Source organism: Ruminococcus sp. AF17-12 (assembly GCF_003479245.1).
Taxonomy (GTDB): Bacteria; Bacillota; Clostridia; order Lachnospirales; family Lachnospiraceae; genus Blautia_A; species Blautia_A fusiformis.
In genome coordinates this window covers 68,132-82,132 of sequence record NZ_QUGY01000002.1, presented here as the reverse complement: position 1 = coordinate 82,132, position 14,001 = coordinate 68,132, and the positions used below count along the sequence as shown (strand labels likewise).

General features: G+C 45.1%; 10 protein-coding genes. All 10 read right to left on the bottom strand.

From position 1 onward, the window contains the following. The 10 genes from DWW77_RS02495 to DWW77_RS02450 all read right to left on the bottom strand — a co-directional run bounded on the left by DWW77_RS02495 (nt 1) and on the right by DWW77_RS02450 (nt 13,988). Nucleotides 1-1,200, bottom strand: coding sequence for a BaiN/RdsA family NAD(P)/FAD-dependent oxidoreductase (locus tag DWW77_RS02495; RefSeq protein WP_118607984.1), 1,200 nt, complete (start codon nt 1,198-1,200; stop codon nt 1-3). Continuing rightward, the gene (locus tag DWW77_RS02490; RefSeq protein ID WP_118607983.1) at nt 1,197-2,471 is read right to left on the bottom strand and encodes a methionine gamma-lyase family protein; all 1,275 of its coding nucleotides are present in this window, start codon (nt 2,469-2,471) and stop codon (nt 1,197-1,199) included. Before DWW77_RS02490 ends, DWW77_RS02495 begins: the two co-directional genes overlap by 4 nt. 21 nt (nt 2,472-2,492) lie before the next feature. After that, nucleotides 2,493-3,446 carry a tRNA (adenosine(37)-N6)-dimethylallyltransferase MiaA gene (miaA, locus tag DWW77_RS02485; RefSeq protein WP_059085844.1) on the bottom strand — a complete coding sequence of 318 codons (954 nt, stop codon included), beginning with the start codon at nt 3,444-3,446 and terminating at the stop codon, nt 2,493-2,495. A 27-nt stretch (nt 3,447-3,473) separates the two neighbouring features. Next, the gene (mutL, locus tag DWW77_RS02480) at nt 3,474-5,588 is read right to left on the bottom strand and encodes a DNA mismatch repair endonuclease MutL (RefSeq protein ID WP_118607982.1); all 2,115 of its coding nucleotides are present in this window, start codon (nt 5,586-5,588) and stop codon (nt 3,474-3,476) included. A 5-nt stretch (nt 5,589-5,593) separates the two neighbouring features. Beyond that, nucleotides 5,594-8,212 carry a DNA mismatch repair protein MutS gene (gene mutS, locus DWW77_RS02475; protein ID WP_118608068.1) on the bottom strand — a complete coding sequence of 873 codons (2,619 nt, stop codon included), beginning with the start codon at nt 8,210-8,212 and terminating at the stop codon, nt 5,594-5,596. 555 nt (nt 8,213-8,767) lie between these two features. Beyond that, nucleotides 8,768-8,917: a helix-turn-helix domain-containing protein gene (locus DWW77_RS18455; protein WP_227195108.1), complete on the bottom strand. Its 150-nt coding sequence runs from the start codon at nt 8,915-8,917 to the stop codon at nt 8,768-8,770. A 114-nt stretch (nt 8,918-9,031) separates the two neighbouring features. After that, on the bottom strand, nt 9,032-10,135 hold the full coding sequence (locus DWW77_RS02465) for a DUF4179 domain-containing protein (RefSeq protein WP_118607981.1): 1,104 nt from the start codon (nt 10,133-10,135) through the stop codon (nt 9,032-9,034). Beyond that, nucleotides 10,108-10,662, bottom strand: coding sequence for an RNA polymerase sigma factor (locus DWW77_RS02460; RefSeq protein WP_118063912.1), 555 nt, complete (start codon nt 10,660-10,662; stop codon nt 10,108-10,110). The genes DWW77_RS02465 and DWW77_RS02460 overlap by 28 nt, the downstream gene beginning before the upstream one ends. A gap of 307 nt (nt 10,663-10,969) precedes the next feature. Beyond that, nucleotides 10,970-11,227 (bottom strand): Ig-like domain-containing protein, encoded by a 258-nt coding sequence (locus tag DWW77_RS18235; RefSeq protein WP_286187980.1) that lies wholly within the window; start codon nt 11,225-11,227, stop codon nt 10,970-10,972. A 115-nt stretch (nt 11,228-11,342) separates the two neighbouring features. Further along, nucleotides 11,343-13,988, bottom strand: a complete 2,646-nt coding sequence (locus DWW77_RS02450) for an ABC transporter permease (protein WP_118607980.1) — start codon at nt 13,986-13,988, stop codon at nt 11,343-11,345. Between the last annotated feature and the right edge of the window lie 13 nt (nt 13,989-14,001).

Here is a 14,001-nt window from a genome sequence, read left to right as displayed (position 1 = left end):
TTATTCCTCCTTTGCTGCCCAGATACCGGCGGTAGCTCCACTTGACCATGCCCACTGCAGGTTGTATCCACCGCAGGTGCCGTCAATATCAAGGAGTTCTCCGGCAAAATAAAGGCCTTTATGAAGTCTGGATTCCATGGTTTTACTTTGAACTTCAGAAGTATCCACGCCGCCGGAACAAACCTGTGCCTGTTCGAAGGAAAGGCCGTTTTTTACCGTGAGACGAAAATCGGTGATCCCGCGGATAAGATCCTTCTGTGCACATAAAACACGGATCAGTTTTTCAGGAAAAAGTCCGATGAGAAGTTCTTTTTCTGTTTTGTAAGGACAGGCTGTTTTTCTCTGTTCCAGGTATTCTTCCAGCTCTTTCCGGTTCAGTTCCGGAAAAAAATTTATGGAAAGCTCCACATTTTTGTTTTCATGGACGGCACGGATAGCATAGCGGGAAATCTGGAATACCGGGATCCCGGATACACCGTAATCGGTAAGCTGCAGTTCTCCCTGCTGGGAAACTGTCGGTGTGCCGTCTATATAAAGTGTTATCTTACCTTCTGTCCGTACACCACTCCAGCCGGAAAAAGAATTTCCCTTACATTTCAGAGCTGTCAAAGCTGGAAGGGGTTCGATCAGATGATGTCCGAGACTTTTTGCAATTTCATATCCGCTTTCGCAGGAACCTGCAACGGAAGACGCACGGGAACCATTTGCAAGGATCACGGCATCACCACTGTAGGTCCATCCGTCCGTATGGATCTTCCACTGTCCGTCTGCAAAAGACACGCCGGTAACGGTCTGATTGGTTTTCAGCTTTACCTTCAGGCTGCGTGCCTTCATGACAAGAACATCTACCACACTCTGTGCCTGGTTGCTTCGGGGATAGATCCATCCGCTGCGGTCTGTGGTACAGATTCCCAGTTCCTGAAAGAATTTCAGAGTTTTTTCCACAGGAAACTGTGCCAGGGCATCTTTGGCAAATTCAGGATGAGATCCCCGGTAAGCGTTTTCATCCTGATTCAGGTTCGTCATATTACAACGGCCGTTTCCCGTAGCACAGATTTTTTTGCCGGGACGGTCATTTTGTTCCAGAACCGTAACTGCAGCTCCGTATACAGCAGCCTGAATAGCTGCCATAAGACCGGAAGCCCCGGCTCCTATGACAAAGATCTGTTTTTTTAAGTCCGGTCCTTCGGATTTTTTCATAATCTCACAAGTTCCTTATCAACCATATACTGAAGAGATTTCAGGATTCCCAGCTTTGCATGCTCCCAGGTGAGACCACCCTGGAAATAAACTGCATAAGGCGGTTTCATAGGACCATCGGCAGAAAGCTCGATGGAAGAACCCTGGATGAAAGCCCCTGCTGCCATGATCACCTGGCTGTCATATCCCGGCATATCCCACGGCTCCGGTGTTACAAAGCTGTCTACCGGTGCAGCAGCCTGGATACCCTGGCAGAATGCTACAAGACCCTCCGGTGTTCCGAGAGTGACCGCCTGGATGATATCCTGACGTGGTTCTGTGCTGTTCGGTACCACCGGGAAACCAAGTTTTTCGTAAATGTTTGCTGCAAAAACGGCGCCTTTTAAAGCTCCTTTGGTAACCATCGGTGCAAGGAAAAATCCCTGGTACAGAGAACGGTTTACACCAAGGGTTGCCCCCACTTCCATGCCCAGTCCCGGGCAGGTCATACGGTAGGAAGCGTTTTCCACACAGTCTTTTCTTCCGGCGATATATCCGCCGATAGGGGCAAGACCGCCGCCTGGATTTTTGATCAGGGAACCCACCATGATATCTGCACCTACATCACTTGGCTCTATGGTATCTACGAACTCACCGTAGCAGTTATCTACCATGCAGATCACATCCGGTTTGATCTTCTTTACAAAAGCGATCAGCTCACCGATCTGTTTTACAGAGAAGGAAGGACGAGTCTGATAGCCTTTGGAACGCTGGATGGTTACCAGCTTTGTTTTTTCATTGACTGCTTTTCTGATGTTTTCATAATCAAAGGTACCATCCTCGAGAAGATCCACCTGACGATATTTTACGCCATATTCCGCAAGGGAACCATTGGACGGGCGGATACCGATCACTTCTTCCAGGGTATCGTAAGGCTTTCCTACAGGGGAAAGAAGCTCGTCACCGGGGCGCAGGTTTCCGAAGAGAGCAATGGCAAGTGCATGAGTTCCACAGGTGATCTGCGGGCGTACCAGGCAGGCTTCTGTGTGGAAGGTATCGGCATAAACCTGCTCCAGAGTTTCGCGGCCAAGGTCGTTGTAGCCATAACCGGAGGAAGCTCCGAAACAGGCCTCACTGACACGGTTCTTCTGCATGGCGCGGATAACCTTCATCTGGTTGTATTCTGCAGTCTTATCAAATTTCTCAAAACGTTCTTTCAGGGAATCTTCCACAGATTTACCGAAATCGTAAACTGCAGAAGAGATTCCAAGCTGTGCATATAATTCTTTCATGATCATTTTTCCTTTTTTATTTTATTTGGCAGGGAGGATTCCCTTTTCCCTGCATACAGAAAGCATGTAGGAAAGGATCCTGCTGTCATCGTAATCAAAGTTATCTTTATCTACCCAGGTTACTTCGCCTTCTCTGCGGAACCAGGTAAGCTGACGTTTGGCAAAGTGTCTGGTGTCACGTTTCAGGACCCTTACGGCTTCCTCATAAGAATAGTTTCCGTCCATCCAGTCCAGGATTTCCTTATAGCCAAGCCCCTGCATGGAAACCATTCCCCTGTGGCAGCCCATCTCCCGAAGCTTTTTAACTTCTTCTGTCAGACCGTTTTTCAGCATTTCGTCCACTCTTGTGTCAATGCGTTCATAGAGAAGTGGGCGTGGTGCGTTCAGGACGAAATAAGCCAGTGCATAGGGACTGGTATGCTCCTTCTGTTCTTCATTATGTTCGGAGATCCTGGTACCGTTCTGTTTATAAAATTCCAGGGCACGGATCACCCGCTTGACATTGTTCTCATGGATATCTTCGGCTGACTTGGGATCGACCTTGGCAAGCATGTCATGGAGAAATGCAGGCCCCTTCTGCTCTGCCAGCTCTTCCAGCTCCCTGCGGTAATGTTCATCCTGGTCGGAGCTGGTAAAATCAATATCTCTGGTCACAGACTGAATATAAAATCCTGTGCCGCCTACCAGGATCGGAATCCGGCCTTTGTCATAAATTTTGTCCATGGCATCTTTTGCCATCTGCTGAAAAAGGACAATGTTAAAATCTTCTGTTGGCTCCAGTACATCCACCAGATGATGTGGGACGCCATCCATTTCTTCCGGCGTGATCTTGGCGGAACCGATATCCATATGGCGGTAAACCTGCATGGAATCCGCGGAAATGATCTCTCCGTTTACTGCTTTTGCAAGTGCAATGGAAAGCTTTGTTTTTCCCACGGCAGTAGGTCCGGTAAGGACGATAAGAGGTTTTTTCATAGATTTTCTCCGTTTATGATAGGTATCTTACACGATACGTTTAAATTTTTTTTCAATCTCTGTCTTACTCATGGCAATGATGGTTGGCCTTCCATGAGGACAGTTATAAGGATTTTCCAGTGTCAGAAGTTCATCGATCAGCTTGTCGGCTTCCTGGGGTGACATGGAATGATTGCCTTTTACAGCAGCTTTGCAGGCCATAGTTGCAAGCCTTGCGGTAAACAGTTCAAATGCATCTTTGGAGCCGTCTGCAGTGAGATGGTCCAGCATTTCCAGAAACAGCTCTTCCTCTGTCATTCCCAGAAGACTGGATGGCACCGCACTGATACTGTACTCTCTTCCCCCAAAAGGTTCGATCTCAAAACCGAAATCCCGAAAATATTTTTCGTTTGCTTTTAACAGGTTTTCTTCCTCAAGGCTGAGTGAAACGATCAGCGGAGGGCTTACGTACTGAGACTGGATGTTCTGAGACTGGAACAGCTTTACGAACCGCTCATAATATACTTTTTCATGGGCCGCATGCTGGTCAATGATATAAAAATTATCTTCGAACTGTACCAGCCAGTAGGTGTCAAACAGCTGTCCGATCAGCCTGTGGCGGCTTCTGGATTCCGGGGCAAGAAGCCGTTCTTCGAACAGTTCCAGCTGTTTTGGCGGTTCCTGTTCCTGCGATTTGATCGGCTCGTTGTCTACCTCAGGAGGTGCCGATTCAGCAGGCTTTTCAGAAATCACTTCATAATCTGCTGTTTCTGTAGCGGAATTTTCATTTCTTCCGTCTTTTAATGTTCCGGAAAACATTTCCTCTTCTTCTTTTGTGAAAGGCTGCGATCCATATACGGGATTTTCCCGCAGAGAATCCACACGTTTGTATTTATCTGCAGAAGAAGCTGAAGAATTGTGAGCTGTTTCAGCTGAACCATAGGAGGCGGTACCATTTGTTGGCTTATTATACGGTATCGATGGAACCGGCGCTGTACTACGTACTTCAGAAGCTGTCGGTGCAGCATGGGAAGCTATATTTGCCGTCCGATTCGGGTGACCGTACATCTCCTGCCGTCGTTTTACTTCAAAAGGCTCCGGAATATTTCCTGGCTTTATCTGTTCTGTGCGGGATGTCGGCTCGTCTTTGCTAACAGATACCTGCGGGATCAGTTCTCTGTGGGTCAATACCTTGCGGACAGTTTCATAAATGGCCGTATAAACTTCGGTTTCTCTGGCAAAACGCACTTCTCTCTTTGCGGGATGCACATTAACATCAAGGTCATTGCCGTCCATTTCAATCCGAAGTGAGACAAACGGAAATTTATGCTGCATGACAAGTCCTTTATATCCGTCCTCAATGGCCTTGGTAATGATCTTGTTTTTTACATATCGGCCATTGATATAATAATTCTCAAAAGTACGGTTTCCTCTGGAAATTTCCGGTTTCCCCACAAAGCCCTCGATCTTCATGAAATCATTTTCGTAGGAAACATCCAGAAGCGCCTTGGCAATCTCCCGGCCGTAGACACTGTAGATCACATCTTTTACGCTGTAGTTTCCGGAACTGGAAAGCTTCACCTGACGGTTCTGGATATATTTAAAGGAGATTTCCGGATGGGAAAGCGCCAGCTGCTCCATCAGAGTATTGATGTAACCGGCTTCTGTCATATCGGATTTTAGGAATTTGCTCCTTGCAGGTGTATTGTAAAAGAGGTTTCGGATTAGAAATGTTGTTCCCTCCGGTGCCCCCATTTCCTCCAGAGACTGTTCTTTTCCGCCTTCGATCACATAACGGGTACCACTGATCCCGGAAGGAGTCTTTGTGATCAGCTCCACCTGGGAGACGGCGGCAATACTGGAAAGTGCTTCACCACGGAAGCCAAGAGAGGCAATGTGGGTCAGGTCTTCTACTTTTTCAATCTTACTTGTGGCATGGCGGAGAAAAGCAAGCGGAACCTGCTCTGCATCCATTCCGGAGCCATTGTCCGTGATACGGATCAGCTTTTTTCCGCCGTCTGTGATCTCTACAGTAATAGCGGTAGCACCTGCGTCAATGGCATTTTCCACAAGCTCTTTTACAACAGAGGAGGGGCGCTCTACGACCTCTCCTGCTGCAATCTTATCAATGGTATTCTGGTCTAAAACTGCAATTTTTCTCAAAGGGATCACCACCGGTTCTTAATTTTGTTCTGCAGGTTATAGAGAATATTCAAAGCTTCCATTGGTGTCAGATTCCCGATCTCCAGGTTTTTGATCTCTTCAATGATATCATTGTCCTGTACCGTGTCAAACAGTGACATCTGTGCCATATCTAACTGATCATAGGTGATCTTCTGCTTTTTCTTTGGAGCAGTCAGATCTTTTACAGCTGCAGTGATATCTGCATCACTGAGCTCCTCTACCAGCTCCTTGGCACGCTGGATCACGGAATCCGGAACACCGGCAAGCTTGGCTACCTGGATACCATAGCTTTTATCTGCGCCGCCTTTTACGATCTTACGAAGAAATACGATATCGTCGCCCTTTTCTTTGACAGCAATACAGTAATTGTTGACACCGGAAAGTTTTCCCTCCAGTTCGGTAAGCTCATGATAATGGGTCGCAAATAAGGTCTTGGCACCACAGAGCTTGGTGTTGCTGATATGTTCGATCACTGCCCAGGCAATGGAGAGACCGTCAAAAGTACTGGTTCCACGTCCGATCTCATCCAGGATCAGAAGGCTACGGGAAGTGGCATTGCGAAGAATATTGGCAACCTCCGTCATTTCCACCATAAAGGTACTTTGTCCGCTTGCAAGGTCATCAGATGCACCTACACGGGTGAAGATCCGGTCAACCACACCGATGTTTGCACTGTCTGCCGGAACAAAGCTTCCGATCTGTGCCATCAGTACGATCAGGGCTGTCTGGCGCATATATGTGGATTTTCCGGCCATGTTTGGTCCTGTGATAATGGAGATACGCTTTTTGTGGTTGTCAAGATACGTATCATTTGGAATGAACATATCGTTTTCGATCATTTGTTCCACAACCGGGTGGCGGCCATTTCGGATATCAATGAGGCCGGTTTCATTGATCTTGGGCCGGACAAAGTTATTCCTCTGTGCAACCAGTGCAAGGGAAGCAAAAACATCCAGAGCTGCTACTGCCTTTGCAGTACGCTGGATACGGACAACCTCAGCTCCAACCTGATCACGGATATCTGAAAACAGTTCAAATTCCAGCGCATAAAGTTTATCTTCCGCTCCAAGGATCAGATCCTCCAGATCCTTCAGCTCCTGGGTGATGTAACGCTCTGCGTTGGTAAGAGTCTGTTTGCGGATATAGTTCTCCGGCACGAGATCCTTGAAAGTGTTGGTAACTTCCAGGGAATAGCCGAATACACGGTTATATTTGATCTTCAGGCTCTTGATACCGGTGCGTTCTCGCTCTCTTGCTTCCAGTTCAGATAACCACTTCTTTCCATCTGTCCGGGAGCGGCGGAATTTATCCACATCTTCGTTATAACCTTCCCGAATGATACCGCCGTCCTTCTGGGCAAGGGGCGGATCATCAGCAATGGAATTACGGATCAGAGCGGTAATGTCTGACAGTGGATCCATGTCTTCGTTGATCTGCATAAGCAGCGGAGATTTAAATTCTGCAAGGATCTGCTTTATATACGGCAGCATTTCCAGGGAAGAGGCAAAGGAAACCAAATCTCTTGGGTTGGCGGATTTATAGCTGATACGGCTTATCAGACGTTCCAGATCGTAGATCGGATTTAAGTATTCCCGGATCTCATCACGTTCCATAGGTTTTGCGTTCAGTTCTTCCAAGGCACCAAGTCTCTTTTCAATTTCCTCTGCATCGATCAGAGGCTGTTCCACATAAGAACGAAGGGTTCTTGCACCCATGGCGGTTTTGGTCTTATCCAGAACCCAGAGAAGAGAACCTCTTTTCTGCTTTTCGCGCATGGTTTCCACAAGCTCAAGGTTACGACGGCTGGAGCTGTCGATGAGCATATATTTTTCAGCAGAGTACGGGCGGATGCTTGCCATATGGGAAAGTGCTGTTTTTTGTGTTTCCTTCAGATACAGGAACAGTGCACCGGAGGCAATGATCCCGCTGTCATAATCTCCGATCCCGAGACCTTCCAGATTTCCTACGTGAAAATGCTCTTTCAGGGTTTTCTGGCACAGCTGGTCGTCAAAATACCAGGGATCCAGAGCAAATACACAGATCCCAAGACGCCCCTTCAGATCCGCTACATCCACACCGCTTAAAAGAAAGGCGTCGTTGCAGATGATCTCTGCAGGTGTAAATTTATTGATCTCATCCAGAAGCTTCTGTGGTTTATCCAGTTCTGTGAGAAAACAGTCACCGGTTGTGATATCTGCAATTGCACAGCCAAAATGATCTCCGATGGAGACAATGGACATCAGATAATTGTTTTTGGACTCGTCCAGTGACATGGTATCCAGAGTAGTTCCCGGTGTGACAATGCGGACAACCTCTCGTTTAACAAGACCCTTGGCTTTTTTCGGATCTTCTACCTGTTCGCAGATGGCAACCTTATAGCCCTTTTCGATCAGCCGGTTGATATAAGTTTCCGCAGCATGAAAAGGAACGCCACACATGGGCGCTCTCTCTTCCAGTCCGCAGTCTTTTCCTGTAAGTGTGATCTCCAGTTCCTTGGATGCAGTCAGCGCATCATCAAAGAACATTTCATAAAAATCGCCCAGACGGTAAAAAAGGATACAGTCGCTGTATTCTTCTTTGGTCTTTACGTATTCTTTCATCATCGGTGATAATGTACTGGTATCAGCCGGAAACCCAGTGTTTATGCGGGTTTCAGATGCCTTATATTCTTTTTTGACCCACTTTTGACCCATTTTTTTCTCTTCTTCAGTGTTTCTTGCTTTTTCCAAATATTTAAACCTCTTCCTAAATTGTCATTTTATCAGTAAAATTAGCTTTCTTTTCCATACTTTTCTTCATAATTTCTTATCGTGGTTGCTTTAAGATTCCGAACCTTATAAAGTTCCATCCATTTCTCATACCATTTTGAAACGGACATACTCGAATCAAAGCCTGGAATACCTGGGAGAACTTCCGCCAAATACATGTTTCTTTGCTTTTTCACCTGCTGAAGATTTGTTCCATAGATAGAAAAAGGCGGTTGCCAGATCCCTTAATTGTGATTCTGGCTTCTTACCGCCCATCTTTTCTTTGTCGGATTCCCTTACCTATTTCTTTTCCTCTTAGATTTTTTCCATAACATTACCATCCTTTTTCTAATAACAATAGATGATCATGCATGGCACTGGACTTAATTTTAACACAACCCCAAAAACCTTTCAAGACTGCCGATCTATCCATTTCTGAAATTTTTTCTTATCAATCAGGGTTCTTCGCCCAATTCGTACCATGAAGGTATTATTCTTCATAAGAGTTCTCATGGTTTTCTCTGAAAGACCTGTGCGTTCACAGGCTTCCTTGACCGATATAAGAATCTTATCGTTATCTGCTGCTTGTATTTTTTATGTATCATATATATTACAGCCAATATCTGAAGGCAGATGATATTGGCTGTTCCTCTCTTCGATAAAATTATTCTTTTGTCATCTGATTTTAATTTTTATTTTTCCTTCCACTGGGCTATATAAATCCAGAGGATCTTCATCACTTTCATAAACACATCCTTCGCCTTCTCCGTAAGTATCTTCTATTCCAGTTTCATATTTTTTATATGTTGTGCTGCTTTTTTCTTCTTTATTTACATATAATTCTAATGTCACCGTTTTAGCATCTGGCGAAATTCCTTTGTATTTTGTATTATTTCTGCTTTCTTCAAACACAGTCTCTGTGTCCCCATAATTTGTCATTCTATAAAGCCCCTGATTTCCTTTATCGTCGGTTCCTATTAAATAATAATCTTCATATTCTTTATTATCCAAATTTCCATAAATTGTACTTGCCAAATCGTTTAAGCTCATTTTTGAAATCGTCAGATTTTGATTTGGAGATATCTTTATTTTTTTATTCACATTTACATTTATGGTATTCTTCTCCAGTTCTTCCCAATTTGATGAAAATTCAAAAATATAGTCATCCGTATCTTCTGTATCTGCAGTATCCATTTCTGTTGGATCAAATAACCATACTTTCATTTTTATATCTGCTGTATTATCTTTAATAGTTGTATCTTCCAACCTATAATGACAAACCTGACCATCTGTTCCGTTCTCCTTTTTCTCCAGAGCATATGTTCCATCTAACTGTGCCGCTTTTCCATTTATCTCCACTTCTGTTAGTAGAATAGTCTCTTTTTCTTTTGAATTATTTATATTATCAGATATTGCCACCCATAAATTCTCCTTATCAGCAGCAATTTCATCTAATGTAATAGAAATTCCATTTTTAGTAATCGTTTTTCCAACACTATCTATATATGATTCTACATTTTCATTAATCCCCAATGCAGTTTGAATCCACGAAGTAATCTGTTCCCAGGCCGCCTTTATCTCATGCGGATGTCCAAAGCCTCCTATCAACAATGCTATTACAACTCCTGCTGCTGCAATCTTTGCTAATTTTAATTTCAAATTAACATTTCGCTTTTCCCATGGCAAGGAAGCTTCATAAACAAATTTTTCATCTATTTCTCCCATCAGATCCAAAAAATTGTTTTCTTTTTTCATATGATTTCTTTCACCTCTTCCCATAATTTGTTTCTGCTTCGAAAAAGACTGGATTTAATTTTCGTCTCAGAGCATCCATGTCTTTTTGCAATGTCTTTAATATTATCCATATACCAATATCGCCTGACAAAAATATCCCTGTCCCCTGCTTTTAAATTACTTAAAAATTTTTCTAAAATATTCAAAATTTCCTTTTTCTTTATATCCTCTTCCACATAATCCTTTATTGTATTTTCCAGTTTTTCCACTTCACCACAAATATCCATCATATGTGTATCTGCTCTTTTTGAAGCATTTTTCTTTCTGAAATTGTCCAATGCCAAATTTCTGGTTATTTTTCCAAGAAATGCAGATAATTTTGTTGGCGTTTTGGGCGGAATCTTATTCCACGTTATCAGCCATGTATCATTTACACATTCTTCTGAATCTTCTGTGTTATATAAAATATTCCATGCAATCTTAAAGCAAAATTTTTCATACTTTACTTCTACCTGGCGAATTGCATCTTCTGATCTTTCTAAAAATAAATTTATAATATGTATATCTTCCATATCACATTTCTCCCCTGTATATTAGTGTTTTTATGCAGATAGGTTATTTGCAGTGTGCCATATTAATGTTTTCTATTATATAGAACGTATTTTTTTCTGTTTGGTTGCACTTTTTTTCTATTTTTATAATTTTTTTTTGTTACCATGCTTCCATTATCACTATAACATATTATCTAAACATTCTTCTCTCTTGGTCAACTATTAATATCGTAATCTACTTCTGCAAATAAAGCTACATGCAAAAAATGAAAAAAGGAGCTGCCATTCCATGTGTATTCATGAAAGGCAGCTCCTACTTGAATCATTTTTATTTAACAATTGCTTTTACTTTTTTGCGGATCTTTCCAGATTTCACTGTGATATAGGCTGTTCCCTTTTTCTTTCCGGTGATCACACCCTTGGAATTTACCGTTGCGATTTTCTTATTTGAAGAACTGTAGGTAACCTTCTCCTGGGAAGTGATCGGGCTGATGACCGGTTTCAGCGTAAGTTTTTTATTTCTTGCAACGGTCACGCTTGATTTCAGTCCGGTGATCTTTGTTGTTCTTACTGTTGTTTTCTGCACAGTAATGGAAATGACCTGTTTCTTGCCGCTGGCCAGTGTAATGGTCACTTTGATTATTATTTGAATTCCAGCCCTCAGCCCTTTTATTGACAGAGGGCTAATTTTGGCTTAACAATTATTGAGCATCCCTTAACTGATCTACAATGCTGCATTTCGCTGCGTTATCATACATCATGCAAGGAATCAGCCACCCCAGCAGAAGAAATACCGGAATTGTCAGCAGGACAGGCAGAATGGTGAATCGATACTCAAAGAACCAGAACATACTGCCCAGCATTTTTCCTGCAAGAGGTCCCACCGCCAGCGACAGAATAAAGGCCGCCGATACGGAGGACATTGCGTAAAACAATCCCTCGTAGATCAGCATGGTTTTGAGCTGCCGGTTCGTCATTCCTACAGCCTGAAGCACAGCAAATTCACGGCGGCGGGAAAGAATACCGGTCATCATGGCGTTGAAGAAATTTAAGAGTCCCACCAGCCCAATGATAGCACAGAGGATACCACCTATCAGAAGGAACATCTGCCGGAACTGAGCAAATTCAGAGCGAGCCGTGGCCTTGCTTTCATACATCAAGGGCGAAAACTCACCGGCAGTGAGCTTCGATAGATATTGCTCTGCTTCGGCCTCGTCCGCTTCGTCCGCTGTGTCGAACAGGTAGAGCAGCGGAATGGCCGCACCACCGCTGTCCCGCTGTGCGGTATCCACAGACAAAACTGTCTCATATCCAATACCACCATAACGATAACTCATGGAATACGGAAGCTCTACCAAGGCGCAGACCGTGTACGCTACATCTCTGGCTCCATACAGTTTTTCCTGAAGGTACTCCTCCGGTGTATCTTCGGTGCAGAGTTCCCCGGTGCGGCTGTCGATATATTTCATATCGTCCGCATAGGTAGCGGTGATCGTGTCTCCCACCTTGGGGTAGTATTCAAGATTGGGCAGATTACCGTAGTCATCTAAGGAAACCGCAATGGCAAGGGCGTTATTGTCCGGCTCCAACATGGGAGAAATATCTCCGTCGAACACTTGCAGCTTGTCAAACAGACTGTTATCCAGAGCCTCAATTCTGGTCTTTCCCATCACCATATTGCCCCGGTGCTCCAGACGGCTCATATGGCTGTCCAACTGCTCGGCGCTTTCGAACCATGCATAGTCCTGCCGCAGAGCATCCTCCGTCATCCACAGATATGCGGGTTTTCGCACAGCATATCCCGTGCCGGAAAGACTGGCCTTTGTGTTTGCTGCGATCTCTCCGATCTGTTCTGGCGTGATGAATTCATCTGCTGAGTTGTAACGGAAATAGTCGGGCGTGCTGACGATAAAATCGGCGCAGGTCTTGGCGGATACATACTTCTCCATGCTGAAGCCGCCCACAAAGGTACACAGTGCATTGAACAGTGTCACCGACAGTGCCAGAGACACCACCACCAGTACCGTCTTTTTCTTGTTTCGTCCCAAATTGGCAAAGGCCATCTGATGGAGCTTCGCTCCCCGGGTGCTGCGCTGTTTTTTCTTGGTCTGCATTGCATCCGTATATTTGGTAGCCTCCACCGGAGAGACCTTAGCTGCCATTTTTCCGGGCTTGGAACAGGACAAAAGCACCGTCAACAAGGCGAACAGCATAGAACCAAGGAAGATCACAGGCGATGTGCTGATAGTGGTGATGCCTGCATCCAACTGGGTGGAGCGCAAGACAACAGGCACCAGAACAGCGCCGATGCCGTAGCCCAGCAGCAGCCCTGCCGGAATGCCGATCAGACAAAGCAGAAGTGCCTGCTGGCGAATGATACGTTTGAGCTGCCGGGGCGTTGTGCCAATGGTTTTCAGAAGTCCGTAAAACCGGATATCCCCTACAACAGAGATCTGAAAAATGTTATAGATGATAAGATACCCCGTGAAAATCACCAGCAGCAAAAAAGCTGCTATGGCGATCACAAGTTCCGGATCAAGTTTCGACTCCAGCTGGGATGAGGTATATCCCCAGTTGACGCCGATCCGGACGCTGTTGGGATCGGTATAGCTGTCCCATGTGTAGCCAAGATCGGTATCCACCTGCTCCATCTGCCCTTGAATGTTTGTGCCGGAGGCCAGCATGACATTCAAATCGGTGCGGAAAGGCTGTAAACCTGTTTTCACTGCCTGCGCTTCGATGTCATCTGCGTAATCACGGCTGATGTTGATGTAATGAACAGGCATTAGTTCATCATAGTCCCAATAGCCCACCAGCGTAAAGGTATCTGTTACAGTAAAGGCGGTTTGATCCTTGTCCGTAATGGAATAGGAAACCGTGACCTCGGCGCCCAGCTCCGGCGTTACGCCAAGCAGCTGCAACGCTGCCGTATCCATGGCTACCTCTTTGCCGCTTTCGGGCATCCGTCCGGTAGTAGGGGTGGCATAGCTCCATTTAGTGCAGTTGGCATCCATGTAGCTGATCTCTGCCGGTATTTTGGCAAAGACCCCCTCCGCAGTGATACCGATTACCTTCCGTACCCCCGCAGCCTTCACCTTTGGGTGGGCAACGATGCGTTCCGCCTGCTCGGGGGAAACATCCTTAAAGGTGCCATGCGCATAGCCGCCTACCTGCCGAAACTGGTAGGTTTCATAGCTGGCGTTCAACGACAAGGCAATGGTGAACATGGACGTAAATAGCAGCGTTGTCAGCGCAATGGCAAAAATAGCGATCAGATTGCGGCGACGGTTCGCATAAAGAGATTTTAAGCTGAGCTTTCGAATACATTTTCTGTTTTTGACATTCATCGTAGCCACCTCC

What these genes read in the sequence shown, in the direction of transcription:
- DWW77_RS02460 (WP_118063912.1), bottom strand. Translation starts at nt 10,662, where the DNA reads ATGGAAGATATACATATTATAAATTTATTTTTAGAAAGATCAGAAGAT.
- DWW77_RS02450 (WP_118607980.1), bottom strand. Translation starts at nt 13,988, where the DNA reads ATGAATGTCAAAAACAGAAAATGTATTCGAAAGCTCAGCTTAAAATCT.
- DWW77_RS02465 (WP_118607981.1), bottom strand. Translation starts at nt 10,135, where the DNA reads ATGGGAAGAGGTGAAAGAAATCATATGAAAAAAGAAAACAATTTTTTG.
- miaA (WP_059085844.1), bottom strand. Translation starts at nt 3,446, where the DNA reads ATGAAAAAACCTCTTATCGTCCTTACCGGACCTACTGCCGTGGGAAAA.
- DWW77_RS02495 (WP_118607984.1), bottom strand. Translation starts at nt 1,200, where the DNA reads ATGAAAAAATCCGAAGGACCGGACTTAAAAAAACAGATCTTTGTCATA.
- mutS (WP_118608068.1), bottom strand. Translation starts at nt 8,212, where the DNA reads ATGATGAAAGAATACGTAAAGACCAAAGAAGAATACAGCGACTGTATC.
- DWW77_RS02490 (WP_118607983.1), bottom strand. Translation starts at nt 2,471, where the DNA reads ATGAAAGAATTATATGCACAGCTTGGAATCTCTTCTGCAGTTTACGAT.